Genomic DNA, 24,461 nt, shown 5'->3' with positions numbered 1-24,461 from the left:
GGTAGAGTATGCGTGTAACACTTTTATCGACTTCTGATGTACATGGCTATATTCGGGCAGATGATTTTAGGCGACCAAACATTAATGATGCTTTTGGATTAGCACGTGCCGCAACCGTTATTGAGCAACTACAGCATTCAAATGCTAATGAAGACATGGTTCTTACCATTGAAAATGGTGATTTTATTCAAGGGTCACCACTGACAAACTATGTAGCCCGACAACCATTTTCTGAAAGCGCTATTTATGGAGATTTGGCCCAAAAAATTGGTTATGATGTTCGAATTTTAGGAAACCATGAATTTAATTATGGGCGTGATTATCTAACAGACCTTCTGGCGAATGACCCGCATTTACTCAATGCAAATATCATTGATAATCAAACTGGGGAGCCATTTATTGGAAAGCCTTATGAAATTTTTGAACAGAGTGGTGTGCGTGTTGGTGTGATTGGCTTGACGACGAGTTATATTCCACACTGGGAGACACCAGAGCATATCAGAAATTTAACATTCTTGGACCCGGTTGCGGTTGCCGAGAAATATATTGCGTATTTGCGTCCAAATGTAGACGTAATTGCCGTGGCTTATCACGGTGGTTTTTCAGAAGATTTGGAAACTGGGGAACCACTTGAACCGTTAACTGGAGAGAACCAGGGCTATCAACTATTACAACTTGAGGGGCTTGATGCCTTAATTACAGGCCATCAACATCGTGAAATTGCTGATGTCGTTAATCAAGTGCCAACGACCCAGCCGGGTTACCGTGCAAGTCATGTTGGCGTGATTCGGCTCGAATTGGATAATCAAAATGGCATTAAAATGGGGTCAGCTGAACTTGTGACGACTGGATTACAATTAGAGCAGGAAGAAATTGTACAAATGATTGAACCCTGGCAAAAGGCTACCAACGAATGGTTGGATCAACCGGTGGGGCATGTCGGAAACAATATGCATATTGATGATCATTTTGAGGCACGGTTGCATAATCACCCATTCATTGAGTTAGTTAATCGTGTTCAGATGGATGCTGGACATACGCACATTGCGAATACTGCTTTATTCAATGATGAGGTTCAAGGATTACCGGACTTAGTGACGTTGCGGGATATTATGACCAATTACATCTATCCCAACACTTTAGTAGTTGAACAGTTAACTGGGGCAGATATCATCGCAGCCTTAGAACTTAATGCACAGTATTTTTCTGTGCAAACAGATGGTCAATTAGGTGTGAACCAGGATTATCTAGTACCCAAAGTACAACATTATAATTATGATATTTGGTCTGGAATTGATTATACTTTTGACTTTAGTCGCCCATGTGGAAATCGAGTGCAGTCAGTGTCATATCACGGTGTGCCAATTGTGATGGATGAGGTCTACGAAGTTGCCATGAATAATTATCGCGCGAGCGGTGCTGGTGATTTCCCGATGTTTTCAGTTGATAAGATTGTACGTGAGATACAACGGGAAACGGCTGATTTAATTGGTGATTATATTATGGCGCATCCAGAAATTAGCATTTCGCAACCAACTAATATTCAATCGGTTGGCTATACAAAATAAAAAACACTGCTGAGCATAAAGCTCGGCAGTGTTTTTAGTTTAATTAGATTTCGTCATCTTTGTTAGGCGTTACATCTTCACGTTCATATTGTGAGAAGTTAGGCATATCGGGCATGATCATTGCAGCAATAATATAGAAAATCACACAGGGTACAAAACCAGTGATGAACGCAATGATAACGAATAGAATACGAATGACAGTTGGATCAATGTTTAGGTAGTTGGCAACGCCACCAAGAACTCCAGCAAGGACACGGTTATCTGACTTATATAATTTCTTCTTCATAATATTTTCTCCTATTTCAATTACGATTAGTTTATACATAAAATTATACTGTACAGCGTATAACATTGCAAGGGATATTATACGCTAATTTAAAAAGAATTAAAAAAAGTGCATAAAGGTTTTGCTAGCTGTAAATTTTTGGTATGGTAATGTTAAGTAAATATAGGAGATAACTTATGATTGAACTTTTAAAGTCCTTTATTATTGGAATTGTCGAAGGAATTACTGAATTCCTACCAATTTCATCAACGGGGCATATTATTATCGCCGACTCACTAATGGGAATTCCCGGTGGTGCGGTTTGGACCAAAGCCTTCACTCACATGTATGAATATGTGATTCAACTGGGGGCGATTATGGCCGTGCTACAGCTTTATTTCAATAAGCTGAACCCATTTGCCCCCTCTAAGACGCAAGTTGAGAAGAATCAAACTTGGCGTTTGTGGTCGAAGGTTATCGTCGGAGTGTTGCCTTCAGCGATTATCGGGTTAGCCTTGAATGATTACATGGGCGACAACGTTTGGGTTGTTGCTGCAATGTTGATTCTTTATGGTTTCTTGTTTATCATTATTGAAAATTACTTGTCTGACAAGCAACCATGGTTGACGGATTTGAATGCTATGAGTTACAAGATGGCATTATTCATTGGATTCTTCCAAGTGCTAGCCATCATCCCAGGAACATCACGTTCAGGGGCAACTATCTTAGGGGCTTTGCTCTTAGGTGCCTCACGTTTCGTGGCAACAGAATTCTCATTCTTCATGAGTATTCCAATGATGTTCGGTATCGCAATCTTGAAGCTTGGTAGTTACTTCCTCAAGGGTGGTAGCTTTACCATGATTCAATCTGGGGTACTGTTTGTTGGATTCATGGTTTCATGGGTTGTTGCATATATCGCCATTAAGTTCTTGCTTGATTATGTTAAGAAGAATGACTTTAAGGCCTTTGGATACTACCGAATTGCGGTTGGTATTTTAGTTATCGCCTTGATCTTAGTTGGTGTTATTAATGCTTAATTAAACGAAAACCCCTGCCAGTGGCAGGGGTTTTTCTTTTCGCAAAATAGTGCAAAAAAAAAACCAGGTGGATTCCTGGTGTTTTTTATAGGAGTAGGTTTATGAAAAAAGTATGGGTTGCTTTTCTCTTAATTAGGTATGAATATAATATAACGCCGTTAGCTTAAACATTTGATAAGCAGGACTGAAACGGAACTTAAATTTTGTTACTTCACGCGGGCTTGGAATGGTGAACGTCGTCGTAATGAGGTTCCGGGCCAAAAATCATTTAAAATAGCTGTAATAATCGTACAGATATTACTAATCAAGGCCATGAAATTTAACCAGAGCATGGCGACAATCACCGAACCAATGGCCTGATAAAAAGAATAAGCTTTTGCGATGATTGAAACATAAGCACTGAAAGCTTGAGTTAGGAGCATGAACGCTGATACTTCGAGAAATGTTCCCAACAGCGCCCAAGGTAGCCAGGGCTTTTTGGCAGGCAACAACCAATTGAAAAGACTAACACCAATGAAAAGTCCAATTGCAACGATGTACGGTCGCGTTGCGTTAATGTGGTTAATCGTTGATTGTCTGATTGGTAGAGCATCAAGAATATTTGAACCGAAGGCGGCAAACATTAACAAGGCAGCGATAATTCCAAGAATTAAAATAAGCCAGAAGAAAGAAACAAACTGGTCAATAATGGCGATATGTTTTGGTTTGACCCCATAAATAGTATTTTGCGAAATGCGAATGGATGCAACCATGCGGGACATTGTCCAGAGCATAACGACTAAGGAAATTGAAAAACCGCCTAACCCGTGTTGCGTTAGAATTGATTTAATAATAGGGCGGACAATCGTTAAAGCGGATGGTGGCAGTGAGTGATTGAGAAAATGCATCACGTTATTTAAACTTAAGTTGAGGATTGATAGTAAATTACCAGCGACAATTAGCGTTGGTAGGATGGCGAGGAGGGCATAGTAGGTAATTGCGGCACTCGAATAACCCAAGTAGATGCGTGTGCAATAATCGACGATTGTTTGCATGGCTGAGCTATTCATGAATTTTTTCATATATTTCCGCATACTCGTTATCCCTCCCGCGCACTGTTATCATACTATTCTATACGAAAATAGAGCGTAAATAAATACAGGATACCTGAATCAAATAAGGCGTCCCCAATAAGGGACGCCGTTTATTTAAATTACGACCAAGCAGTTAGGCTTACTTTACCGACCATATGGCCAGATTCAACATCAGCATGCGCTTTCCGCATATTCTCAGCGTTAATAGGCTGATAATGCACAGTATCTATTGGTTGGAGCGCTTTGTCGTTATATAACTGGGCAATATGATCCAAAATATCATGTTGTGTAATCATATTATCAGTTTGGTAATATGACTTGCTATACATCCATTCCCAAGCAAACGTTGCACGTTTCTTGGTTAAAGCTTGTAGGTCAATTAAACGATGGTTTTCAGTCGTTGCCGCAATCATCCCGTCGGGACGAATTAATTCAGCAATTTCTTGCCAATGGGCATCCAAATTATTGAGATTCAAAATATAATCAACATTTTTAAAACCTAGGGCGCGTACTTGCTTAACTAAATATTGATGGTGGTCAACCACGTAATCTGTACCAAGTTGGTTAACCCAATCGATTGAAGCGGGTTTAGAGGCTGTTGCAATGACAGTCAAACCAGCTAACTTAGCGAGTTGCACAGCCATTGAGCCGACACCACCAGATCCATTGATGATTAAGATACTTTCACCTTGGTGTGAGGTGAAGTCTAAATGCATTTTTTCAAATAAAGCTTCATAAGCCGTTAAACCCACCAGCGGAATGGCAGCAGCTTGTTGATCGGTTAATGTTTGGGGAGCATGACCAACAATGCGTTCATCGACGGTTTGAAATTCTTCATCACTACCAGCTTTTGTAAATTCGCCGGCATACCAAACGCGATCGCCTGGAGTAAACAAAGTAACCTCAGGACCAACGGCTGTGACCGTGCCGACTGAATCCCAACCAATAATTTTAGGGTGTGCTAATTTGTTTTTACGGCCCCCCTTACGAACGCCTGTATCCACGGGGTTCACAGAAACACCTTGTACTTGGACAAGTAAGTCATGGGCCCCTGGTGTTGGGATGGGGATTGTTACGTCTTCAAAACTAGCAGGGTCTGTAATAGGTAAATGTTGGTAGAAACCAACAGCTTTCATTGAATTATTCATATCATACCTCCTGACAACTCATATACTACACCTATTTAAATGAATAGGAAGAGGTGAATTATTGTGCACCCCGTTTAAAATGGTATGATAGAGTAGCGGAGGTAATATGATGCGTAAATTATATGATTGCGATGTGGGTTGTCCAGTACAAAACACTTTACAGTTTATTGCCGGTAAATGGAAAAGTGTGATTTTGTATCATTTATTTGAGAATACGGTGTTACGCTTTTCTGAATTACAGGAAAAATTACCATATGTTTCCAAACGCATGTTAGCCAAACAATTGGCAGAACTAGAGGATGATGGGGTCATCCATAAAACAGTCTATCCGGTTGTACCGGTTAAGACGGAGTATCGGGTGACCAAATTTGGCGCAACCCTTAAGCCAGTTATTCAAGCAATGGCCGTTTGGGGCGAGGATTATGCCGATAAGGTACATTCCCGAACCAATGATGGTGCAGATGAATCATAAATAAATTAGGAAGTATGGAGTTGGGAAATGAAAAAGAAACAGGTTTGGTTAGTTATTTTAGGGCTAGTTGTTTTATTGGGAGGGTCAATTTTTGCAGGTGCTGCCTTTGCAAAGCATCACGTGCAAAAAGTTGAAATGTCAGCTTCAAGCTCAAGTTTGGCTGCCAAAGAACGTTCAATGTCAGAATCATCACGGCAGGCAGAGAAAGCATCATCGGAATCTGAGGCGCAAACATCCGCGGATTCATCAACAAAGTCGAGTGAGAGCCATACCAGTAAGTCATCCGTGAATTTAACAGCGGCGCAAGCTGAAAAAATCAATCAAGCTTTCAATAACTGGGCTGGTGAACGGGCCAAGATGGGTCACATGGCTGTAACTGATTGGTATTTTGATCATGGTGCTGCTGGTCGTGGTGATTGGTATGCAGATTCTCCTGATGGTGAAATTCAAGTGCAAAATCAAGACAATCCAGGAAAAGCTGGGTTTAAAATCCATTCACTTGGTGGCTGTGTCTTTTATAAGTCAAAATCAGGCAAGATTGGTCAACAAGATCTTTCAGCCGAAAGTTCAATGGCTGGCAACTACTCTGTGGATATGAATTTTGATAAGCCAATCTCTAAGTATCTCCTTGGTGATAATGGTGTCGTCTATGAACTGAAGTTAGGTAATGGTAGTCCAGCTTCAACCAATACTGGATTTGGTGAATATGATGATGATGGTGAATATATTTCAGAATATGCCCCAGACGAGACGTTCCAAGTTTCTGAAGATGCAGCAGCCCAGGCTGAGTTGAAGGCTTTAATTGCCCAATACCAGTAATCATAAATTGAGCGACAGGAGTATGAAAAAATGAATGAACAAGAAGTAATTGCAGTATTTGAAAAATTGTATGGACGTCAGCCAACGACGGGTGAACTTGCTGAATTAATGCAAAACCAACAACAAAATGTTGATGAACTAGCGAGTGATGAAACACCTGCCACACGCGTGGCCAAGTATGATCAAACGCATAATGTTGCAGAATCGCCTGAAACTAAAGTGGCGCCGGAAGTGGCAGATAATCAACCGGAAGTCATCGTTGAACAGCCAACCACACAACCTCGTGGTCGTCGTTCGCGAACAAGTGTGATTGGTTTCATCATTGGTTTCGTGGATTTATTAGCACTGTTTACCTTGCCATTTTTGCAAATCGATTTACCAAATACGGATGAACGAACGATTCGTCTTTATGATTTTTTGAATAATTCGAGTGCATATTTAACAACAATTGGCATTGATGCTCATAAGATTACACTCTTGATGTATATTTTGATGATTTGCCCAATTCTTTATATGTTGCTGCAATTAATTCGTAGCTATATTGCTAAGGCAGTTGCCATGTTAATTGCCATTGTTGATTTTGGGGTTATTGTTTATGCGATTGTTATGGTATATCAAGAACTGCAAAACTCAATTGTGGGGAGTTTAAATATTGATTATTCACAATTCCTCGCGGTTGGTTTCTGGGTTGTTTTGGTTATGCCAATTATTATGTTCATTTGGAGTTTAATCACCTTGCCCGGAAAGAAAATTCGTTAAATCAGGGTTGAAATGAAAAAAGGATCATCACTTTTGTGATGATCCTTTTTTTAGCTGGTGATACTTTATGAAGTAAGGGGTTAGTGGCGCCGCTTTCGAGTGCGTCGTTTTAGTTGTTTTTCAATCCAAGCAATGCTGAAGCCTTCGCCAATCCAACGCATAATCAATCGGTAGAATCTCATACCATATTTTCGAGCTAATCGTAAAGCAATTCCCATATATAATTCCTCCTCAAATGTGTTTTGTCATTACCAGCTATGTTTTAAGTTTAGGAAAAGGAATGACGTAAAAATATGCTTGAAATTTAAAAAAGTTGTTCATGCTTGGCGGTTCAACGAATTAAAAAATAAGGTATCGATTAAAATGTGAATATACTTAAATTTTATTTATAACCAGAGTGAAAATAATTTCTTTTCATTTGACAAAAAAGTCCGGTTTTTATAAAGTTGAGTTGGATTTAGGATAAGAGAGGGAGTGATATGAGATGGAAAGGTGGATTAGGTATTTAAGTGAGCAGGAGTTGCAACTGATAAGAGAATTTATTGAAGTGGATTTTAAGATTAACCATTATCAAAAAAAGAGCGGGGAGTCTTACTTTGTGGCAAAAAAGAAACTTAACTTGATACGGCAAAAAATCGCCACATCACAAAATAAGGCTGAGTTTAAAGAGTATTTAGATTTCTTGGTATACGAAAAGGTAATTCGACCATCAATTGCTGAAGTTATCTATAAAAAACATTTAGCAGAAATTGGGGAATTATGAAGTAAGGGGGAAATATGAAAACGCAACAGGAGTGGCAGTCAACACGTAAGTACTGGTTTTATACCATGGGGGCGATATTGAGCGTAGACGGTTGCCTATTAGCCGGACTTCTTTTGGGACGACACTTGTTACAATTGAATTCAACTTGGGATAAGTGGATATGGGGAATATTTTTCGTTGGACTGTTTTTTGAGTATCTTCATCAACGTAATTATTACATGACAGCACGCTTACATATGGATCATGAAAGGCAGCATTTTAAGTTAGAGCGTGGTCGCGTGGTTAAATGTAAAACATGGATACCGTACGCTCGTGTATATGGGATCACGCAACAAACGCATATGATTAAGCAATATTTACATATTTGTGATGTAGAAATTCAAACCGCCGCTCGTTGTTTTGCCTTACACGGGATATCAGAGCGTGAGGCATGTCGCTTGATTACCTACTTCAACGCAGAGGTTAAAAACATGGAGTTAGAAAATGAATAAGCAAGCAAAAGCATTTTTCCTCATCAAGGGTGAACAAGTGCTGTTGGATGTCTTGTTTTTGATACCCATGTGCCAAGTGTTCATTCACGCCCTACATCGTCCGGATTTTGCTGTTCCAATATGGTCCATCTTTGTCCTGTATCAAGTTATTGCCATTGGCTTAACGTATCAACACACCACTTATCAAATAAAAACATCAAGTATCTGCATTTGTTATGGCTGCTTTGAACACAGGTCATTTGAATTGAACCAAAAACAAGCCCTAGTGAATTATCGCATCGAGCAAAACTGGTTACAGCAGTTATTAAACGTTTCAGGGCTGACGCTATATTTTAAAAATGGTGGTGATGAAACACAGGTCACTTTCTGTGCTTTGAAAAAGACAGAAGTCGAGCAACTTGAGCTGGTGTTAAACCATCTTCAAAAACAAGTAGTTACTGATGCAGCAACAGGCGTACAGATGGCGTCAGGTGTTACACCAAAAAGATTAATTGTAACTGGCTTATTGTCTGCAAACTATTTACTGATGGTACCAGTCTTGATGGATCTGGCACAAATGCGTGACTGGGTTGCGCTGCATGTCGGCATCAATATACCACTAAATGGTTGGATGATTGCGCTGGTATTAATGTTAATGCCCGGATGGTCAATCGGCATGCAGTATTTCAAGTATGCAAAATTCAAATTAATGGTGCATGCGGACCATTTTGCTATTAGTAATGGGTGGCTCGAGCGTGATCGTAATGTACTGAGGCGAGATGATGTTATGGGAATTAAAATTGAGCAGTCTTTTGGCTTGCGTCTGTTACGCCTTTATCAAGTGTCAGCGATTTTAAATGACCCTGCAGCTGATACGCAAACAAAGTGCTTGTTAATACCACTAGCATCACAACATCAGGTGCGGACATGGGTCAATGATCAGTTTGGAATCGCCTTCGACCAACCAAATGTCTTTTCAAATCCACCGAAGCGCGACCAACTTGTCTGGGCGGTTGGCGTTGGTTGTTGCCTACTGGCCGGCGTCGCAGGATTATATCAGCTTATCCAGTTTAGTTGGATTTGGTTATTGGTATTAGGTATCGCGCCGCTGTTGCGTCCATTTTTGACACAAATTGAGAAATCTAACCTAGAGTTACTTAGAGTTCAAGTGGGGTATATTAATCGCAGTTGTTATTGTTTACCACCACAAATTATGGGGTCAGAAACGCAATTCAAGTTGGCAAACTATGCACAACTTAATATTTGTCGAACGGATCAAAATCCAGCATTACGGTTTATTGCCGTTGAAGCCTTAGGATAATCAGGTAAACTGTAAGCATAGGACGTTTTATCGTATTTCTTGGGAGGAATCAGGGTATGTTTAAAAAAGCATTTAAGGGTAAAAAGCGACGCCTTATTTTAGCGGTAATTGTGTTGGTAGTGGTGGTGATGGGGATTATCATGGCATTATCAAAGCCGCAGAAAGCTAAGGACGAATCAAAGGAAGCCACCGTGCATCCAATACAGGTTCAACCAATTAGTGAATCTGGCGTTGTAAAGGCCCGCCATCAGCAGGAAATTTCAGTGCCTGAGGGAGCAAAGGTCAATCTGTATGTTAATGACGGAGCCAATGTAAGTGCAGGCGATGTTTTGGGAATCGCAACAAATCAGCAGGATTTGGCGGAGGCAACGAATCAAGTTAGCCAATTGCAGACGCAAATTGCGAACGCACAACAAAAGGGTAACGATACTGGAGATTTACAATCTGAATTGACGGATGCACAACGTAAGATAAATCGTGCCACAAAAAATATTGTGGCACCTTATGATGGCATGCTTTCGATTGATGATACGGATACCAACAACGTCAAAATTGTCATTGACTCAGTTGATAAATATATTGCATCAAGTGTGACGGATTTTGACTACGATAATTTGGCAACTGGGTCTGTCGCCCAAGTTGCGACAAATTCTGGAGCAACAACGTCAACTGAAAAAATCACCTTTATCTCACAAATTGCTAAGACGAGTGGTAAGGTGACGACTTACGATTTCAAAACAACGGCTGCTGCCAAGTACCGGGTTGGACAACAGGTGACGCTTAAGATTAAGCAAGATAAAGTTGCCTTACCAGCTTCAGCAGTTAAAAAAGAAAACGGGCAAACATATGTCTATTTAGTTCAAGATGGCCGAGCCCATAAACATCAACTGCCAGTGCAGAAATCTGGGGCCAGCTATATTGTGGACGACACGGATTTAAGTTCGACCGCAACAATTGTTAAGGCGCCTGGAACGCGTAACCTTGATGGCAAAAAGATTTAGGGGGCGCACCAGATGTTAGAGTTAAAGCAAATCAATAAATTTTTTATGCATGGCAAGGAAAAACAACATGTTCTCAAAGATATTAATATCACGATTAATGATGGTGAGTTTGTTGCGATTATGGGACACTCTGGGTCAGGGAAGTCGACGTTATTGAACATTATTGGTTTGTTGGATCGTGATTTTTCAGGGAGCTACTTGCTCAATGGTCGAAATACGCGAGCCTTGAGCAAGAAACAATACACGCGCTTTCGAAATGAAAATGTTGGTTGGGTTTTTCAAAATTTTAAGCTGATTAACAATATGACGGTGGCGGATAATGTCGGTTTACCATTGCAATATCAAGGAAAGCCGCACAAAGAAATTCGGCGGATTGTGGAAGATGTTCTGGCACAGGTTGGCATTTTAGATAAGGCGGATACTTATCCTAAATTATTGTCCGGTGGGCAACAACAGCGCGTGGCGATTGCACGTGCGATTGTGACGAATCCAAATATCGTGATTGCTGATGAACCAACGGGGGCGTTAGATAGTGCGACGACTATAGAAATTATGGATGTTTTTAGGCGCTTAAATGCTGCTGGGACGACATTGATTATTGTGACGCACGACGCTTCGGTGGGTGAACAAGCGGAACGGTTAATCAAAATCTTGGACGGGCAAGTGATGGGAGCTGATTATGACATTTAGAGAAACGATTATCACGGCTTTTCAATCTCTTAAAATGAACCCGAAACGTTCCTTTATGACCATCATTGGGATTGTCATTGGAATTGCCTCTGTCATAACGATTATGGCGATTGGAAATGGGGTTAATCAGATGGCTAAGTCGCAATTTAAAACGTCGAAAAGTGGGGAGTTGAAGGCTCAAATAGACTTTACAAGTGATACTGATGCAGGTATGAATGGCTTTACCCAAGCGGATGTCAGTTTCCTGCGGAGTAGCGAAATTGGTCCTGATATTACTGATGCCAAAATTTCGACTTTATCCGGCGACTATGGGAGTGATTTTGGTAGTCTTAATGGGGATGAGAGCGAATTAGACTTTACCGTAGCTCGCAAACGCAGCGGCGGTCCCGACCTTGATAGTGGGCACTACTTTAGTCAGGCGGATTTAGACGTGGGGCAGAACAACATGTTGATTAGCAAGGGACTAGCGAAACGATATTTTGGATCTCCAGAAAATGCGCTCGGCAAATCGGTAACATTGGGGAATTACGCCTACACCGTGATTGGGACATTTACAACGGATGATACGTATCAAAGTGACACGATCATTCCGTACAACGCTTACTTGAAAGAAAACAATACAACTGGGTCAATTATGACGCTCAATGTCAAAAAGGGCGCAAACCCACAGAAAATTGGCCGTAAGGCAGAAAAGTTACTCAAAAAGAACGGGGCGAACCGCCAAAATGGGACCTATGAGTACGAGGACAATAATAAGTGGATTGGACAAATTAGTAAGGTGTTGAACGGGATTACTTTCTTTGTGACAGCCGTGGCGGGAATTTCACTATTTATTGCTGGAATTGGTGTTATGAATATGATGTACATTTCTGTCTCAGAACGTACCCAGGAAATCGGGATTCGTTTAGCTGTTGGAGCGACAGAAGCGAATATTCGTAACCAATTTTTGATTGAAGCCATCATTTTGACGGTGACCGGTGGATTGATTGGATTGGTGTCAGGTTATCTGATTGCTTCAGGAGCTGTGAAGGTGATTCCAGGGAATATGCATATCAAAGCAGTGATTACCTTGCGGGATGTGGTGTTCGCAATTGGTGTGTCAACGATTGTTGGTGTTATTTTTGGTTGGTTACCGGCCAAGCAAGCGGCCAATAAAAATTTAATTGATATCCTTAGATAAAACCGACCAGTCAGTTAGCTGACTGGTTTTTTTGTGGTTTAACTAGATATGCTGTACCTTAAAATTAAAGTGGTATAATAATACTGTAAAGAGATTTTAATTGGAGGGTTTGTGAATATGAGTGTTGTAGAAGAGCTTACGGAAATTGTTGGAAAGCATAATGTGATTACATCCAAGGAACGTTCACGTCCCTATCGCGAAGGATATCGTTCAGGAAAAGGGGATGCACTTGCAGTTGTTAAGCCAGCCGACTTAATGGAATTGTGGCATGTGCTGGAAGTTTTGCACAAGAATAATATTATTATCTTGATGCAAGCAGCAAATACCGGTCTGACGGAAGGTTCCATTCCAGCTTCAGGTTATGACCGTGATATTGTTGTCGTTAACGGTATGCGAATTAAAGGTTTGCAATTGATTAACAATAACGAACAAGTGTTAGCCTTCCCCGGTACGACATTGCATAAGCTTGAGGAAACGTTGGATGACGTTGACCGTGAGCCACACTCTGTCATTGGCTCTTCAAATATTGGTGCTACCGTTGTTGGTGGAGTTAACAATAATTCAGGTGGAGCTTTGATCCAACGTGGACCAGCCTATACTGAACTTGCCTTGTATGCACAAATTGATGAAAATGATGAATTACATTTGGTGAACCATTTGGGAATTGATTTAGGGGATACCCCTGAAGAAATTATTACGAATTTGGAAAACCGTAATTTCGATATTAATAATGTAGAACGTGATGATAATCATGTTGCGCATATGCGTGATTATGAAGCGCGTGTTCGTGATGTGGATGCGTCTGAACCAACACGTTACAATGCCAACCCTAAGGAACTTTATGAAGTTTCTGGTGCAGCTGGAAAACTTGCCACTTTTGCGGTTCGTATGGATACGTATCCTAAGGCTGATGCCTCACAAGTGTTCTATATTGGAACCAATGATCCGGACGTACTTGAGAAGATGCGTCGTCACATCATGACTGAATTCAAGCACTTACCTGTTTCAGGGGAATACATGCACCGTGAAGCTTACGACCTTGCCAAGAAGTATGGTAAAGATTCATTGGTTGTGATTGATACATTGGGAACCGACGCACTACCTTATTTGTTTAATATGCGTGCAACAGCTGAACGTATTTTGGACCACATTCCAACGTTTAAGCCATACTTCCCAGACCGTATGTTGCAGACCATGAGCCATGCAATTCCAAACCAATTGCCAAAGCGAATGGAACAATATCGTGATCGTTACCAACACTACCTTCAATTGAAGATGGAAGGTGATGGGATTGATGAAGCGCGTGCCTATTTGAAGGAATTCTTCAAGACAGAAGAGGGTGATTACTTCGAGTGTACGCCACATGAAGCCAAGGTTGCCGCAACACACCGTTATGTAACAGCTAGTGTTGCGATCCGTTTGGAAGAAGTTTTCCAAGATGATAATCTTGAAATTTTGCCAATCGATGTGGCTTTGCCACGTAATGAATTTAATTGGTTCGAGCACCTTCCAAAGGAGCTTGATGACAAGATTCAATATAAGCTATATTATGGACACTTCCTTGATCACGTTATGCACCAAGACTATGTGTTGAAGAAGGGTGTTGATGCACATGAAGTGAAGGAAGAAATGCTCAAGATCTTTGATGAACGTGGTGCCATTTATCCTGCTGAACACAACGTGGGACACATGTATAAGGCTGCACCAGCTTTGGTTGAGCATTATCACAAGAATGATCCAACCAACAGTTTCAACCCGGGTATTGGAAAGACGTCAACTTTGAAGTACTACGGAAATTACTAAAATCATAAATGAACAGGGACTGCGACTTGCGTGGTCTCTTTTTTTGTTTAGCACCAAGAGGTTAAACGATAAACAAAAAAAGCACACCCAAGCGGGTATGCTTTTTTTTAGTTATGATGCACTTTTTCAATGTTTTCAAGGGCAAACCCTTTACGTACCAGAGTACGTGAAATCTTACCAATTGTTGCTTCATTAACTTCAGCTGGAATTGTTGCAACAATCCGAGCTGTACTCAAGTCATTGTCGGGGTTCAATGTCAAAAGTGAAAGTACGGTCGTATACCGCGCGATAATTCTTGAAACGCGTTCTAAACTACCACGTTCACCACTTGTCGCAATCGTTAGCACAGTGCTAGCAGTCGTGGGGCACCAAGAATCTTCGAGCAGGTGCATATATCGATTATGCGTGATGATACCTGCAAAATGATTTTCATGGTCTAAAACGGAAATGAATGGGAGGTCGCGTAGCGCAAAAGTGAGGTCATAAAAGGAATCATCAAGATTGATGAATTTAGTAGTGTTACGCATCACTGACGTGACGGGTTGTTGCATGTCCCCATTATTAGCTTTGTGTTTATACAAGTGCAATTTGTAGATAACACCCCGGAAGAGTTGTCCGCTTTGATCTAAAATAGGGAGCGCGCGATAATTGAAATCTTCGATTATCATGAGTGCTTCACTTAAAGTGGTGTCTTCAGTGACCACGGTCAATGATTCTTTTGATTTCACCAAATTTTCAAGCATCTGGCGCTGGCCTCCTTGTTTTTCTAATTAATTCCTCTATCATAACACGTTTTTTAAGCTAATAGGGCGTTTATGTGAGAATAAAATGAGATTTGACAAGAGTATATGAAGTTTATGAGTAAGTCATTGGGTATATAAGTTAATCAAATACTAATAAGTCACGTGGCGCTAGTAAGCGACTTTGCATTAAAATTTCGGCCAGTTCATCGGGGCTTTCAGGGTCGGGACTATTTAACCAATGACGCACAATGTTTAGGAGGTTGGTGATGGATAGTTCCTTTGAATAGGAAATTGGTAGTTTATCTGAAAAGTGACCATTTAGCTCAGTTAATTTATTTGTAAAGAGCTGGTCAATGATTTGTTTAATCTTATCGAAGAAATAGGGATCGCCATTGGGAGAGAGCAAGACGCGAATGGTTTCACGTTCTTGATTTATATACTCCAAATAATAGTTAAAGATACGGTAGGTTGAACTGGCTATGTCTTCATCGGTGCGGGCCAATAATGGTTCCTCCAATCGTTCCACAACCACATGGCTTTGTAACTTTTCAAAGATTTCTTGCTCAATTTTTTCTAATAAATCATATTTATCGACGTAGTGGACGTAAAAAGTACCACGACTAACGTGGGCATGTTTGGCAATATCGGTGATAGTCACTTTATTAAAGCCCTTTAGTTCAACAGCATGGATAAAAGCGGCTTTAATTTGTTTTTCGGTCTCAGCATTTTGTTCAGAATGACGCATGCGACTCTCCTTTTGAATTTATTGAACACATTGTTCAATATTGAATATTGAACTTATTATAGCAGGATTTAAGATAGAAGATATGCAATATTTCAGAATTAATAAGGGGGGAACAATGTTAAAAGCAGAATGGCAGTATTTAAAAAAGCACCGTTTTATGATGTTGGTGGTCAGCGTGTTATGTTTTTTGCCAGCATTATATGCCGTACCATTTTTGGGTTCATTGTGGAATACCTATGGGAATGTCGATGAATTACCTGTCGCAGTTGTGAATCATGATAAACCAGTCAAGTATCATAAGCAGACGGTCGATGTGGGGAATCAGCTGGTTCATGAGTTAAAGCAGTCGAAAGATCTCGATTTCAATTTCACTAACTCAAAGCAGGCGCAAAAAGGCCTAAAAGATGGCAAGTATTATATGGTTATGACGATACCAGAGAACTTTTCAAAAGATGCAACCACTTTGCTGGACAAGCATCCACGGAAAATGCAGTTAGACTATGCCACAAGTTCAGGGCATAGTTTTATTGGTGGAAAACTATCAGAGTCAGCCGCAAATAAGATGCAACAACGTGTCTCAGAATCAGTGACTGAAGCCTATACCAAAGCCATGTTTTCTGAAATTAAGGAAGCTGGGAATGGTCTTGGTAAAGCAGCTGACGGAAGTCAAAAATTGGCGGATGGGTCAGGTAAGATAAAAAATGGTCAACAGCAGTTAGCCGATGGACTAAGCACGTTAGCGCAAAGTAGTTTAACTTTTGGTGCGGGGGCCCAGAAGTTAGATGTCGGATTAAAGCAGTATGTTGATGGTGTGGGTCAGGCTGGTCAAGGTAACCAAGCAGTGGGACAAGGCCTACAGCAAATGCAGGGTCAACTGCCCGCCTTTAATCAAGGAGTCAGTGCATTGTCAGCTGGACAAAGTCAACTCAGCGATGGGTTGGGTGCTAGTCTGAACGGTCAACGTCAATTAACAGATGGCTTGTCACAAGCCCAAGTAGGGCAAACAAAACTACATAACGGTGTACAAGACTACACGGACGCCGTTTCACAGGTAACCGCGGGGAGTGAGCAAGTTACCAAGGGACTCGTAGCATTACAAGATGCGACACAAAAAGGGCAATTAGACCCTAAAAAAATTAACCAAGTGAAGTCAGATTTGACTGACTTAGAACGAATCATAAATGAAGCTAAGGCTAAACAAGGTGCTGCTCCAGATGCGCGAACAGTCACGCAGAAGATTGATAGTAGTCTAACTGCCTTAGCTGAGATGCAAAAGATTTCAGCTGGACGCGACGCTCACGTTAATGCGGCTATTGATCAAACAGCAAAAGAACAAAAGATGACGCCAGAACAAACACAGGCACTCAAGCAGAGTGTTCAAGCCAGTCAGGCATCAGATCAAGCACAGATGGATGCGCAAGTAGCAGTGTTGCAAAAGAATACGACTGATTTGCAAGAAGCCATTGCACCTATGGTGAAAAGCTTGGCAGAAAACCAAGATACGTTAACGCGAATTGCGCAACATGCACAGGGATTGCCAGCTGAAATGCCTGCTATTGAAGAACAAGTGACACAATTACAAGCTTTGCCAAGTGCGGTAAATAAATTAACAGATGGGTCAAAGCAAGTAACTGGTGGGTTGCAACAACTTAGTCAAAAGTCGGGTGAACTAAACCAAGGGAGTGCGCAATTATTGTCAGCCCAAAATAGTTTACTGGCAGGTAGTCAGCAATTAACTGATGGCAATGCCAAGACTTTGTCAGGTAGTCAACAACTTAATGCAGGTGTTAATCAGATGGCTAACCAAATGGCGCCACTTCAAAATGGTGTCGCACAGCTAGTAGCTGGGAATGGTAAAGTTCAAACTGGATTGAGTACGCTACAAAATAAGGGTGGCGAATTAACGCAAGGATCTAGCCAGCTAGCTGATGGATCAACACAGTTGCATGATGGTTCACAACGTCTTAATCAAGGTGCTCAGCAAATGGGGCCAGCGTTGAATCAGGTGCAGCAAGGAAATCAAAAGTTATCTGATCAATTGGATCAGGCGACAAAACGAGTCAACGATTTGCCAGCAAACAAGCGGACATATGCCCAAATGGCGCAACCAGCTAAAACAAAGCACCAAGAACGTGACCAGGTCCCAAATAACGGAACTGGAATGGCACCATACATGTTCTCTGTAGGTCTGTTTGTTGGAATGCTAGGGATTAATTTGATGATTGATTTAGTACAACCACGGACAACGATTTACGCGCTATGGCGTTGGGTTGGTTCTAAGCTAGTTATCTTATTGGGGATTGCTACGATGATGGCCATTGTGCTCTTCTTCTTGAGCAAGTGGTTACTTGGCATGACTTACGTAGATGGTCCAGCAACATTAGGGTTGTTGATTCTAATTGCCTGGATGGATGCCTTACTCGTTACGGCAATTAATCTATGGTTTGGTCGCGCGGGTTCATTCGTGTCAGTCGTTTTGTTAGTGGCACAATTGAGCTTGTCAGCCGGGACCTATCCGATTCAACTATCGCCAGAAATTTATCAGAAATTGCATGCTTGGGTACCAATGACATACACCGTTAGTGGTTTACGACAAACGATGATGATTGGGCAAACACCAACGCAGGCGGTTTATGTCATGTTGGGGATTATGTTCGTTTCATTGGTCGCAATGATTCTGTTCTACATCCGTCAACATCGACACGGTTTTAATTTAATTTCAGAATAAAGCAAAAAGTTCGCACAAAGATGCGGACTTTTTTTGTAAAAATTATTTTGATGAGCGTCTTTATTATTGCGGGTTAGTCATGGCACTGTTGGTGTAAAATGCGTATAATGGTAAAAAGTTAGCAAATTCAATTAAATGGAATGGGTAGGATCCTCGCGATTCTGCCCCTTTCGTGCATTAAATAAAAGAGAAGGTATTCAAAATGAAAATGATAGTTGGATTGGGAAACGTTGGTCGTGAATACGATCGCACGCGACATAATGTCGGCTTTATTGTGCTAGATGCTTTGGCTGATAAATATGATTTAACCTTTAAACAAGATAGTGAGCATCATGCTTTTGTCGCCAACTGGTTCTTCGATGGTGAAAAGGTTTTGTTGGTAAAGCCAACGACTTTTATGAATGACTCAGGTCGTGCAGTTCGTCCGTTGATGGACTATTACAAAATTGAACTGGAAGATATCTTAATTGTGCATGATGACATGGATATGGATTTGGGTAAGATTCGTTTGCGAGCCAAGGGGTCTGCAGGTGGACACAATGGGATTAAAAGTATTGCTAACCACTTGAATACGCAAAACTTTAACCGATTGAAGTTTGGTATTTCACATCCAAAGCATACGCATCAAGCAGTGATTGACTTTGTGTTAGGAAAGTTTGGTGAGGACGAGCAGGTTGAGCTGGCTGCTGGAGTCGACAAGTCTTTGGATATTTTTGAAGACTTTGCAGCGGGGGATGACATCCAAACCCTAATGAATCACTATAATTAAGGGATTATTGAAGAGGAGAGAGCCATGCAACTGGTTGATTTAATTGCCGAAAATCCGGATTTAAAAAATTTAACAAGCCAACTAAAAAAGGGGGGCCGGCACATTGTGACTGGTCTTTCTGGAGCGGCGCGAACTGCTTATTTGGCTGCGGTTGAACAAAAAGTCCAACAACCAATGTTGGTTGTGGCAGATAGCCAGTTTCATGCGGATCAAATCGCAGAGGACATGGCTGGTTTGCTATCAGATCGACATGTTCATATTTTCCCAGCTGAAGAAACACTAGCCAACGAGATTGCCGTAACGTCATTAGATGTACCGATCGCACGTGTGCAAGCTTTAGAGGCGCTACGCACCGATCCAAAGGCTGTTGTTGTCACAAGTGTGGCGGGAGCACAACGTTATTTAGCGCCTGTCGCTGATTTTGTGGCAGCGCAACTAGAAGTTGATTTCAAACATGAATACGATTTAGCAGAACTATCGGCAAAGTTGCATACCATGGGTTATCAACGCAATGAGGTCGTCGGTCAACCGGGTGATTTCGCTGTACGTGGGTCAATTGTGGACGTTTATCCGATGGACGCTGAATATCCTGTTCGTATGGATTTCTTTGATACGGAGCTGGATTCTTTACGTACTTTTGATGTGGCTACGCAACGAAGTTTGGATAACTTAAACGAGGTGACGATTCGACCAGCTAATGAATTGGTCGCAACGGATGCACAACTTGAAGCAGCAAAAACACGTTTTGAATTGGCCTTTACTGAAAATCGTGATCGATTGGAAGGTGCCGATAAGCGCCATCTGACCGAAGCGATGACACCGATTATTGATGGCCTAAATCAGGGGCAAATTTTGGCGCCGTTCCGTCAGTATTTACGTTACTTGTATCCAGAGCCAGCTAGTTTGTTTGACTATCTACCAGCAGCTGGACTAGTCGTTTTCGATGACTATCCTCGTGCGCTGGATAATGCAAAGCAAATGGCTGAAGAAAATACACAATGGTGGGAACAAAAAGCTGAAGAACAGCTAGCACTTGATCAAATTGATCTTGGTTTTGAGATTGAGCAACAAGCTCGTGACCTGAAGCAAACAACCTTGATGGTTTCTCCCTTGCAACGCGGTGTTGGAAATCTAAAACAAGATAGTTTGACAAATGTCACAGTTCGCCCAAGTCAACAATTCTTTGGGCAAATGCCAATGTTGAAGAGTGAAGTGGAGCGCTGGCAAAAACAAGGAAATACCGTCCTCTTTTTGACGAACACTGACGAACGTGCTGATAAATTAGCACAGACTTTGGCTGACTTTGATGTCAAAGTTAATCAGACAGCGACAGATGGTTTGCAGATGGGACGCACCCAACTTGCAGTGCAACCGTTAAGCGCAGGATTTGATTGGCCAGCGCAAAATATGATTGTTTTAACGGAACATGAATTGTTTCAACAGGCCAAAAAGAAGGCGCCACGCCGTCAAACATTAACCAACGCAGAACGCATCAAAAGTTATAACGAGCTTGAAGTCGGCGATTACGTGGTCCATGTCAATCATGGTATTGGTGTTTATGAAGGCATGGAGACCATCGAACGGGATGGGATGAAGCAAGATTACATCACTATCGGTTATCAAAAAGACGATAAAATCTTTATTCCTGTTTCGCAACTTGATTTGGTGCAGAAGTATGTTGGCGCGGCTGAAAAAGCCCCCAAGCTAAATAAGCTGGGTGGTACTGAGTGGCAAAAAGCTAAGGCGAAAGTTGCTAAGAAGGTTGAAGATATTGCCGATGAGCTTCTCGATCTTTATGCTGAACGTGCTTTAAAAAAGGGCTTCGCCTTTCCTGCCGATGATGATGCACAACGCCAATTTGAAGACGCCTTTCCTTATCCGGAAACCGCTGATCAACTCCGTTCCGCGGAAGAAATTAAGCGAGACATGGAAAAAGTGCAACCAATGGATCGCCTCTTAGTTGGGGATGTTGGTTTTGGAAAGACAGAAGTGGCCATGCGAGCTGCGTTCAAGGCAGCTCATGCTGGTAAGCAAGTTGCCATGTTGGTACCAACGACAATTTTGGCACAACAACACTACGATAGTTTCCAAAGTCGATTTGAAGGCACTGGTCTCAAAATTGGTGTTCTCTCACGTTTTCAAAGTACGAAGGAAACCAAGGCCACGTTGGCTGCGGCAGCTAATCATGAAATTGATATTTTGATTGGTACACATCGCATCTTATCTAAAGATGTTGCGTTTGCTGACCTAGGATTACTTGTGATTGATGAAGAACAACGTTTCGGGGTTAAGCACAAGGAGCGTCTTAAGGAAATGCAGAACAATGTAGATGTTTTGACCTTAACGGCCACACCAATCCCACGAACCTTGAATATGTCAATGGTTGGGGTGCGGGATCTTTCAGTAATTGAAACGCCACCAGCAAATCGTTATCCAATCCAAACTTATGTGATGGAACAAAATGGTCGTACTTTGGCGACGGCCATCGAACGTGAAATGGCGCGTGGTGGTCAAACGTTCTACCTCCACAATCGTGTGGAAGATATTGAACGGGTCGTCGCAATGATCGAGTCTTTGGTGCCTGAAGCACGGGTTGCCTTTGTTCACGGAAAGATGACAGAAACACAATTGGAAGGGATTTTAGTTGATTTCATCAATGGTGAGTACGACGTATTGGTTACGACAACAATTATTGAAACTGGTGTGGATATTCCAAATGCGAATACACTCTTTGTAGAAAATGCCGATCACATGGGCTTGTCACAACTGTACCAACTACGTGGTCGTGTTGGTCGATCAAATAACCTTGCCTATGCTTACTTCACGTATCCTGGTACGCGAACGTTGAATGAAGAAAGTGAAAAGCGTTTGGAAGCTATCCGTGACTTCACTGAATTGGGTTCAGGCTTTAAAATTGCCATGCGTGATTTGTCGATTCGTGGTGCCGGTGATTTGCTGGGCCAGAGTCAACATGGATTCATTAATAGTGTAGGGTACGATTTGTATATGCAAATGTTGAATGAGGCGGTGGCCGAAAAGCAAGGTAAGGGTAAGAAAAAGCAATCAGACGCTGAGCTTGATTTGCAAGTTGAAGCCTATCTACCAAACGACTATGTACCAGATGGTCCTCAAAAGATTGAAATCTATCAGCGTATTCGTAAGTCAGATAAGCCAGAACAATTCGACGAGATTACCGATGATTTGGTGGATCGTTTTGGTGAACTCCCACTGGCAGCTGAGCAGTTGATTATGGTTGGTCGTCTTAAGGCTGCTGCGGATCGAGCTGGTGTCGCTTCAATTAAGCGAATGCCACGCCAACCACAGATGCTGGAAACAAAGTTTACGGATGAAAGTCCGGTTACACTTGAAGGGCTACAAACACAACTTAAGGCGCATAAACTGGCTGGACAAATTAAGAACCAAGGCGATATCGCTCGTTTGCAAATTGCTCTGCAACCGAACCAAAAGCCAATGGTCTGGTTAAAGCAACTCACTGATTTCTTTACCAGTCTTGTCTAAGTAGGTGACCATATGGCAAAACAACAAAAATTATTCGCTGGCGCTGGTATTTTGGCGCTAGCGGGTCTTATTGCGAAAGTTTTAAGTGCCGTTTATCGGGTTCCGTTCCAGAATATTGTTGGGAATCAAGGTTTCTATGTCTTTCAACAGGTGTATCCAATTTATGGGATTGGCATGGTAATGGCACTAAGCGGTTGGCCACTGTTTATCTCCAAAATGGTGGCTGAACAACCGACTCAGGCTGAAAAGCGTTTGGTGGCACGAAGGTTATTCTGGCTCCTTGCTGGAATCAGTATTGCTATCTTTGCGTTAATCTATTTTGGCGCATCAGTGATTGCGATGGGGATGCAGGATATGCGGTTAGTTCCCGAAATAAAGGCCGTTGCATGGATGTTTCTTTTGATGCCATGCTTGGCCACTAGCCGGGGATATACCCAGGGTCAATTTGATATGGTTCCAACCGCATTGTCGCAAGTGATTGAGCAGGTTGTGCGGGTAGCTATCATTCTAGGTGTCGCGTGGTTTGGTATGCAACATGCGTGGGATGTTTATCGCATTGGCACCTGGGCCACGTTTGCGGCCACGGTTGCTGGTGTCGCGACGACAATCTACTTATTTAAGTCGCTCAGGGACTTCAATCCTTTTCAACGAGGAAAAGCGGTCATGTCAGCGGACTTGCACTATGGTCAGTTATGGCAACGTCTATGGCGTGAGGGCGGGTTGCTAGCGTTATTGGCAGCCTTGTTGGTTTTTTTACAGTTAATTGATTCCTTCACAGTGAAAGGGGCGTTGGTGCAAGGCGGTTTGTCGAATACTGTAGCTGAGAGTACTAAAGGTGTTTACGATCGCGGTCAGCCACTTGTGCAACTTGGTATGGTAGTGGCAACCGGATTGGGAACGTCATTGTTACCAACATTGCACACGCATTGGCAGAATCGAGCTGAGACGGCTTTGAAGCAAGCTTTCCAAATGACTGTGCGGATGTCGCTCGTCTTTTCAGCACTAACAACACTGGGGCTAATTGCGATCATGCCGGTGGTCAACATGTTTTTGTTTAGTTCTCGTGAAGGTGATGTCGCGTTGATGTGGTATGTTACAATTATTATCCCAGCTACACTCATCACGGTGCTAACGAGCGTGTTACAAAGCATGAACCGTACCCACGGTTTAGTTTGGTTTGTGGGAATTAGTTTAGGGGCGAAGTACTTAGGTAATTTGTTCTTGATTCCGACCTGGGATATTGCTGGTGCTGGGGTTGCTACTTTAGTAGCTTTGTTCCCCTTGTTGGCCTTCGTTATCTGGCGCATTCCAGGTCAACTTTGGCTAGGCATGCTAACTTGGCAATGGTGGGGCCGCCTAGGACTGGTCTTAGGAACAATGGTCATCACTGCAGTTGTCGTGCGTTGGGGTGGCGATGCCTTATTCGGGCAAACCCGAGGTGCTAGCATTCTGACGTGTGGTTTTGCTGGATTAAGTGGCGCAATTGTAGCTATTTATGGCATTATTCACTTACACATCTTTAATCAAACTGAGCTACTTGCCCTACCGAAGGGTGAGTATTTAGCTCAACTATCGAAAGGAAATTAAT

22 protein-coding genes are annotated in these 24,461 nt (G+C 42.0%); 16 read left to right on the top strand and 6 right to left on the bottom strand.

All coding sequences use genetic code 11. From position 1 onward, the window contains the following. Positions 1–8: 8 nt before the first annotated feature. A complete protein-coding gene (locus IE337_RS07715; RefSeq protein ID WP_191136355.1) occupies positions 9–1,568 on the top strand; it encodes a bifunctional metallophosphatase/5'-nucleotidase in 1,560 nt (519 codons plus the stop codon). Positions 1,569–1,611: 43 nt separating this feature from the next. Here IE337_RS07715 and IE337_RS07710 read toward each other — a convergent pair whose 3' ends face one another. Then, positions 1,612–1,854 (bottom strand): PspC domain-containing protein, encoded by a 243-nt coding sequence (locus IE337_RS07710; RefSeq protein ID WP_057747139.1) that lies wholly within the window; start codon positions 1,852–1,854, stop codon positions 1,612–1,614. Between the two features lie 176 nt (positions 1,855–2,030). Between IE337_RS07710 and IE337_RS07705 the strand changes: the two genes are divergently transcribed. After that, positions 2,031–2,870, top strand: coding sequence for an undecaprenyl-diphosphate phosphatase (locus IE337_RS07705; protein ID WP_191136354.1), 840 nt, complete (start codon positions 2,031–2,033; stop codon positions 2,868–2,870). Positions 2,871–3,076: 206 nt separating this feature from the next. Here the strand turns inward: IE337_RS07705 and IE337_RS07700 are convergent, their stop codons facing one another. Together IE337_RS07700 and IE337_RS07695 are read right to left on the bottom strand one after the other, a co-directional pair. After that, the gene (locus IE337_RS07700) at positions 3,077–3,943 is read right to left on the bottom strand and encodes a YihY/virulence factor BrkB family protein (RefSeq protein WP_057747136.1); all 867 of its coding nucleotides are present in this window, start codon (positions 3,941–3,943) and stop codon (positions 3,077–3,079) included. A gap of 119 nt (positions 3,944–4,062) precedes the next feature. After that, positions 4,063–5,079, bottom strand: coding sequence for a zinc-binding alcohol dehydrogenase family protein (locus IE337_RS07695; protein ID WP_191136892.1), 1,017 nt, complete (start codon positions 5,077–5,079; stop codon positions 4,063–4,065). A gap of 121 nt (positions 5,080–5,200) precedes the next feature. Here IE337_RS07695 and IE337_RS07690 point away from each other — a divergent pair, with 121 nt between their 5' ends. The 3 genes from IE337_RS07690 to IE337_RS07680 are packed head-to-tail and all read left to right on the top strand — an operon-like array spanning position 5,201 to position 7,141. After that, positions 5,201–5,563 carry a winged helix-turn-helix transcriptional regulator gene (locus IE337_RS07690; protein ID WP_191136891.1) on the top strand — a complete coding sequence of 121 codons (363 nt, stop codon included), beginning with the start codon at positions 5,201–5,203 and terminating at the stop codon, positions 5,561–5,563. 27 nt (positions 5,564–5,590) lie between these two features. Continuing rightward, positions 5,591–6,382, top strand: a complete 792-nt coding sequence (locus tag IE337_RS07685) for a hypothetical protein (protein WP_191136353.1) — start codon at positions 5,591–5,593, stop codon at positions 6,380–6,382. 30 nt (positions 6,383–6,412) lie between these two features. Beyond that, positions 6,413–7,141 (top strand): hypothetical protein, encoded by a 729-nt coding sequence (locus IE337_RS07680; RefSeq protein WP_191136352.1) that lies wholly within the window; start codon positions 6,413–6,415, stop codon positions 7,139–7,141. An 80-nt stretch (positions 7,142–7,221) separates the two neighbouring features. Here IE337_RS07680 and IE337_RS07675 read toward each other — a convergent pair whose 3' ends face one another. Next, positions 7,222–7,359 carry an enterocin L50 family leaderless bacteriocin gene (locus tag IE337_RS07675; protein ID WP_191136351.1) on the bottom strand — a complete coding sequence of 46 codons (138 nt, stop codon included), beginning with the start codon at positions 7,357–7,359 and terminating at the stop codon, positions 7,222–7,224. Positions 7,360–7,625: 266 nt separating this feature from the next. On the opposite strand from IE337_RS07675, the gene IE337_RS07670 reads away from it, so the two are divergent. The 7 genes from IE337_RS07670 to dld all read left to right on the top strand — a co-directional run bounded on the left by IE337_RS07670 (position 7,626) and on the right by dld (position 14,369). Then, a complete protein-coding gene (locus IE337_RS07670) occupies positions 7,626–7,904 on the top strand; it encodes a hypothetical protein (protein WP_057747130.1) in 279 nt (92 codons plus the stop codon). Between the two features lie 14 nt (positions 7,905–7,918). Beyond that, positions 7,919–8,395: a YdbT family protein gene (locus IE337_RS07665; protein WP_191136350.1), complete on the top strand. Its 477-nt coding sequence runs from the start codon at positions 7,919–7,921 to the stop codon at positions 8,393–8,395. Beyond that, positions 8,388–9,695: a PH domain-containing protein gene (locus IE337_RS07660; RefSeq protein ID WP_191136349.1), complete on the top strand. Its 1,308-nt coding sequence runs from the start codon at positions 8,388–8,390 to the stop codon at positions 9,693–9,695. The genes IE337_RS07665 and IE337_RS07660 overlap by 8 nt, the downstream gene beginning before the upstream one ends. Positions 9,696–9,751: 56 nt before the next feature. Next, positions 9,752–10,696: an efflux RND transporter periplasmic adaptor subunit gene (locus tag IE337_RS07655; RefSeq protein WP_191136348.1), complete on the top strand. Its 945-nt coding sequence runs from the start codon at positions 9,752–9,754 to the stop codon at positions 10,694–10,696. A gap of 12 nt (positions 10,697–10,708) precedes the next feature. After that, complete coding sequence (locus IE337_RS07650) at positions 10,709–11,386, top strand: ABC transporter ATP-binding protein (RefSeq protein WP_191136347.1); 678 nt, start codon at positions 10,709–10,711, stop codon at positions 11,384–11,386. Next, positions 11,376–12,566 (top strand): ABC transporter permease, encoded by a 1,191-nt coding sequence (locus IE337_RS07645; RefSeq protein WP_191136346.1) that lies wholly within the window; start codon positions 11,376–11,378, stop codon positions 12,564–12,566. Before IE337_RS07650 ends, IE337_RS07645 begins: the two co-directional genes overlap by 11 nt. A 117-nt stretch (positions 12,567–12,683) precedes the next feature. Continuing rightward, the gene (dld, locus tag IE337_RS07640; RefSeq protein ID WP_191136345.1) at positions 12,684–14,369 is read left to right on the top strand and encodes a D-lactate dehydrogenase; all 1,686 of its coding nucleotides are present in this window, start codon (positions 12,684–12,686) and stop codon (positions 14,367–14,369) included. Positions 14,370–14,476: 107 nt separating this feature from the next. Here dld and cbpA read toward each other — a convergent pair whose 3' ends face one another. Next, positions 14,477–15,112 carry a cyclic di-AMP binding protein CbpA gene (gene cbpA, locus IE337_RS07635; RefSeq protein ID WP_057747116.1) on the bottom strand — a complete coding sequence of 212 codons (636 nt, stop codon included), beginning with the start codon at positions 15,110–15,112 and terminating at the stop codon, positions 14,477–14,479. A gap of 139 nt (positions 15,113–15,251) precedes the next feature. Then, positions 15,252–15,857 (bottom strand): TetR/AcrR family transcriptional regulator, encoded by a 606-nt coding sequence (locus IE337_RS07630; protein ID WP_191136344.1) that lies wholly within the window; start codon positions 15,855–15,857, stop codon positions 15,252–15,254. A gap of 115 nt (positions 15,858–15,972) precedes the next feature. Between IE337_RS07630 and IE337_RS07625 the strand changes: the two genes are divergently transcribed. From IE337_RS07625 to IE337_RS07610, 4 genes are all read left to right on the top strand, one after another. Then, positions 15,973–18,585 carry a YhgE/Pip domain-containing protein gene (locus tag IE337_RS07625; RefSeq protein ID WP_191136343.1) on the top strand — a complete coding sequence of 871 codons (2,613 nt, stop codon included), beginning with the start codon at positions 15,973–15,975 and terminating at the stop codon, positions 18,583–18,585. 202 nt (positions 18,586–18,787) lie between these two features. After that, positions 18,788–19,354: an aminoacyl-tRNA hydrolase gene (pth, locus tag IE337_RS07620; RefSeq protein ID WP_191136342.1), complete on the top strand. Its 567-nt coding sequence runs from the start codon at positions 18,788–18,790 to the stop codon at positions 19,352–19,354. 24 nt (positions 19,355–19,378) lie between these two features. Continuing rightward, positions 19,379–22,873: a transcription-repair coupling factor gene (mfd, locus tag IE337_RS07615; protein WP_191136341.1), complete on the top strand. Its 3,495-nt coding sequence runs from the start codon at positions 19,379–19,381 to the stop codon at positions 22,871–22,873. Positions 22,874–22,885: 12 nt separating this feature from the next. After that, on the top strand, positions 22,886–24,460 hold the full coding sequence (locus IE337_RS07610; RefSeq protein ID WP_191136340.1) for a putative polysaccharide biosynthesis protein: 1,575 nt from the start codon (positions 22,886–22,888) through the stop codon (positions 24,458–24,460). The last annotated feature ends 1 nt before the right edge of the window (position 24,461 follow it).

It is taken from the genome of Weissella viridescens (genome assembly GCF_014789145.1).
GTDB lineage: Bacteria > Bacillota > Bacilli > Lactobacillales > Lactobacillaceae > Weissella > Weissella viridescens.
This window is presented reverse-complemented; position numbering and strand designations above follow the sequence as displayed.

Coding starts and splice junctions, on each gene's coding strand:
- IE337_RS07715 (WP_191136355.1), top strand. CDS start 9: ATGCGTGTAACACTTTTATCGACTTCTGATGTACATGGCTATATTCGG.
- IE337_RS07710 (WP_057747139.1), bottom strand. CDS start 1,854: ATGAAGAAGAAATTATATAAGTCAGATAACCGTGTCCTTGCTGGAGTT.
- IE337_RS07705 (WP_191136354.1), top strand. CDS start 2,031: ATGATTGAACTTTTAAAGTCCTTTATTATTGGAATTGTCGAAGGAATT.
- IE337_RS07700 (WP_057747136.1), bottom strand. CDS start 3,943: ATGCGGAAATATATGAAAAAATTCATGAATAGCTCAGCCATGCAAACA.
- IE337_RS07695 (WP_191136892.1), bottom strand. CDS start 5,079: ATGAAAGCTGTTGGTTTCTACCAACATTTACCTATTACAGACCCTGCT.
- IE337_RS07690 (WP_191136891.1), top strand. CDS start 5,201: ATGCGTAAATTATATGATTGCGATGTGGGTTGTCCAGTACAAAACACT.
- IE337_RS07685 (WP_191136353.1), top strand. CDS start 5,591: ATGAAAAAGAAACAGGTTTGGTTAGTTATTTTAGGGCTAGTTGTTTTA.
- IE337_RS07680 (WP_191136352.1), top strand. CDS start 6,413: ATGAATGAACAAGAAGTAATTGCAGTATTTGAAAAATTGTATGGACGT.
- IE337_RS07675 (WP_191136351.1), bottom strand. CDS start 7,359: ATGGGAATTGCTTTACGATTAGCTCGAAAATATGGTATGAGATTCTAC.
- IE337_RS07670 (WP_057747130.1), top strand. CDS start 7,626: ATGGAAAGGTGGATTAGGTATTTAAGTGAGCAGGAGTTGCAACTGATA.
- IE337_RS07665 (WP_191136350.1), top strand. CDS start 7,919: ATGAAAACGCAACAGGAGTGGCAGTCAACACGTAAGTACTGGTTTTAT.
- IE337_RS07660 (WP_191136349.1), top strand. CDS start 8,388: ATGAATAAGCAAGCAAAAGCATTTTTCCTCATCAAGGGTGAACAAGTG.
- IE337_RS07655 (WP_191136348.1), top strand. CDS start 9,752: ATGTTTAAAAAAGCATTTAAGGGTAAAAAGCGACGCCTTATTTTAGCG.
- IE337_RS07650 (WP_191136347.1), top strand. CDS start 10,709: ATGTTAGAGTTAAAGCAAATCAATAAATTTTTTATGCATGGCAAGGAA.
- IE337_RS07645 (WP_191136346.1), top strand. CDS start 11,376: ATGACATTTAGAGAAACGATTATCACGGCTTTTCAATCTCTTAAAATG.
- dld (WP_191136345.1), top strand. CDS start 12,684: ATGAGTGTTGTAGAAGAGCTTACGGAAATTGTTGGAAAGCATAATGTG.
- cbpA (WP_057747116.1), bottom strand. CDS start 15,112: ATGCTTGAAAATTTGGTGAAATCAAAAGAATCATTGACCGTGGTCACT.
- IE337_RS07630 (WP_191136344.1), bottom strand. CDS start 15,857: ATGCGTCATTCTGAACAAAATGCTGAGACCGAAAAACAAATTAAAGCC.
- IE337_RS07625 (WP_191136343.1), top strand. CDS start 15,973: ATGTTAAAAGCAGAATGGCAGTATTTAAAAAAGCACCGTTTTATGATG.
- pth (WP_191136342.1), top strand. CDS start 18,788: ATGAAAATGATAGTTGGATTGGGAAACGTTGGTCGTGAATACGATCGC.
- mfd (WP_191136341.1), top strand. CDS start 19,379: ATGCAACTGGTTGATTTAATTGCCGAAAATCCGGATTTAAAAAATTTA.
- IE337_RS07610 (WP_191136340.1), top strand. CDS start 22,886: ATGGCAAAACAACAAAAATTATTCGCTGGCGCTGGTATTTTGGCGCTA.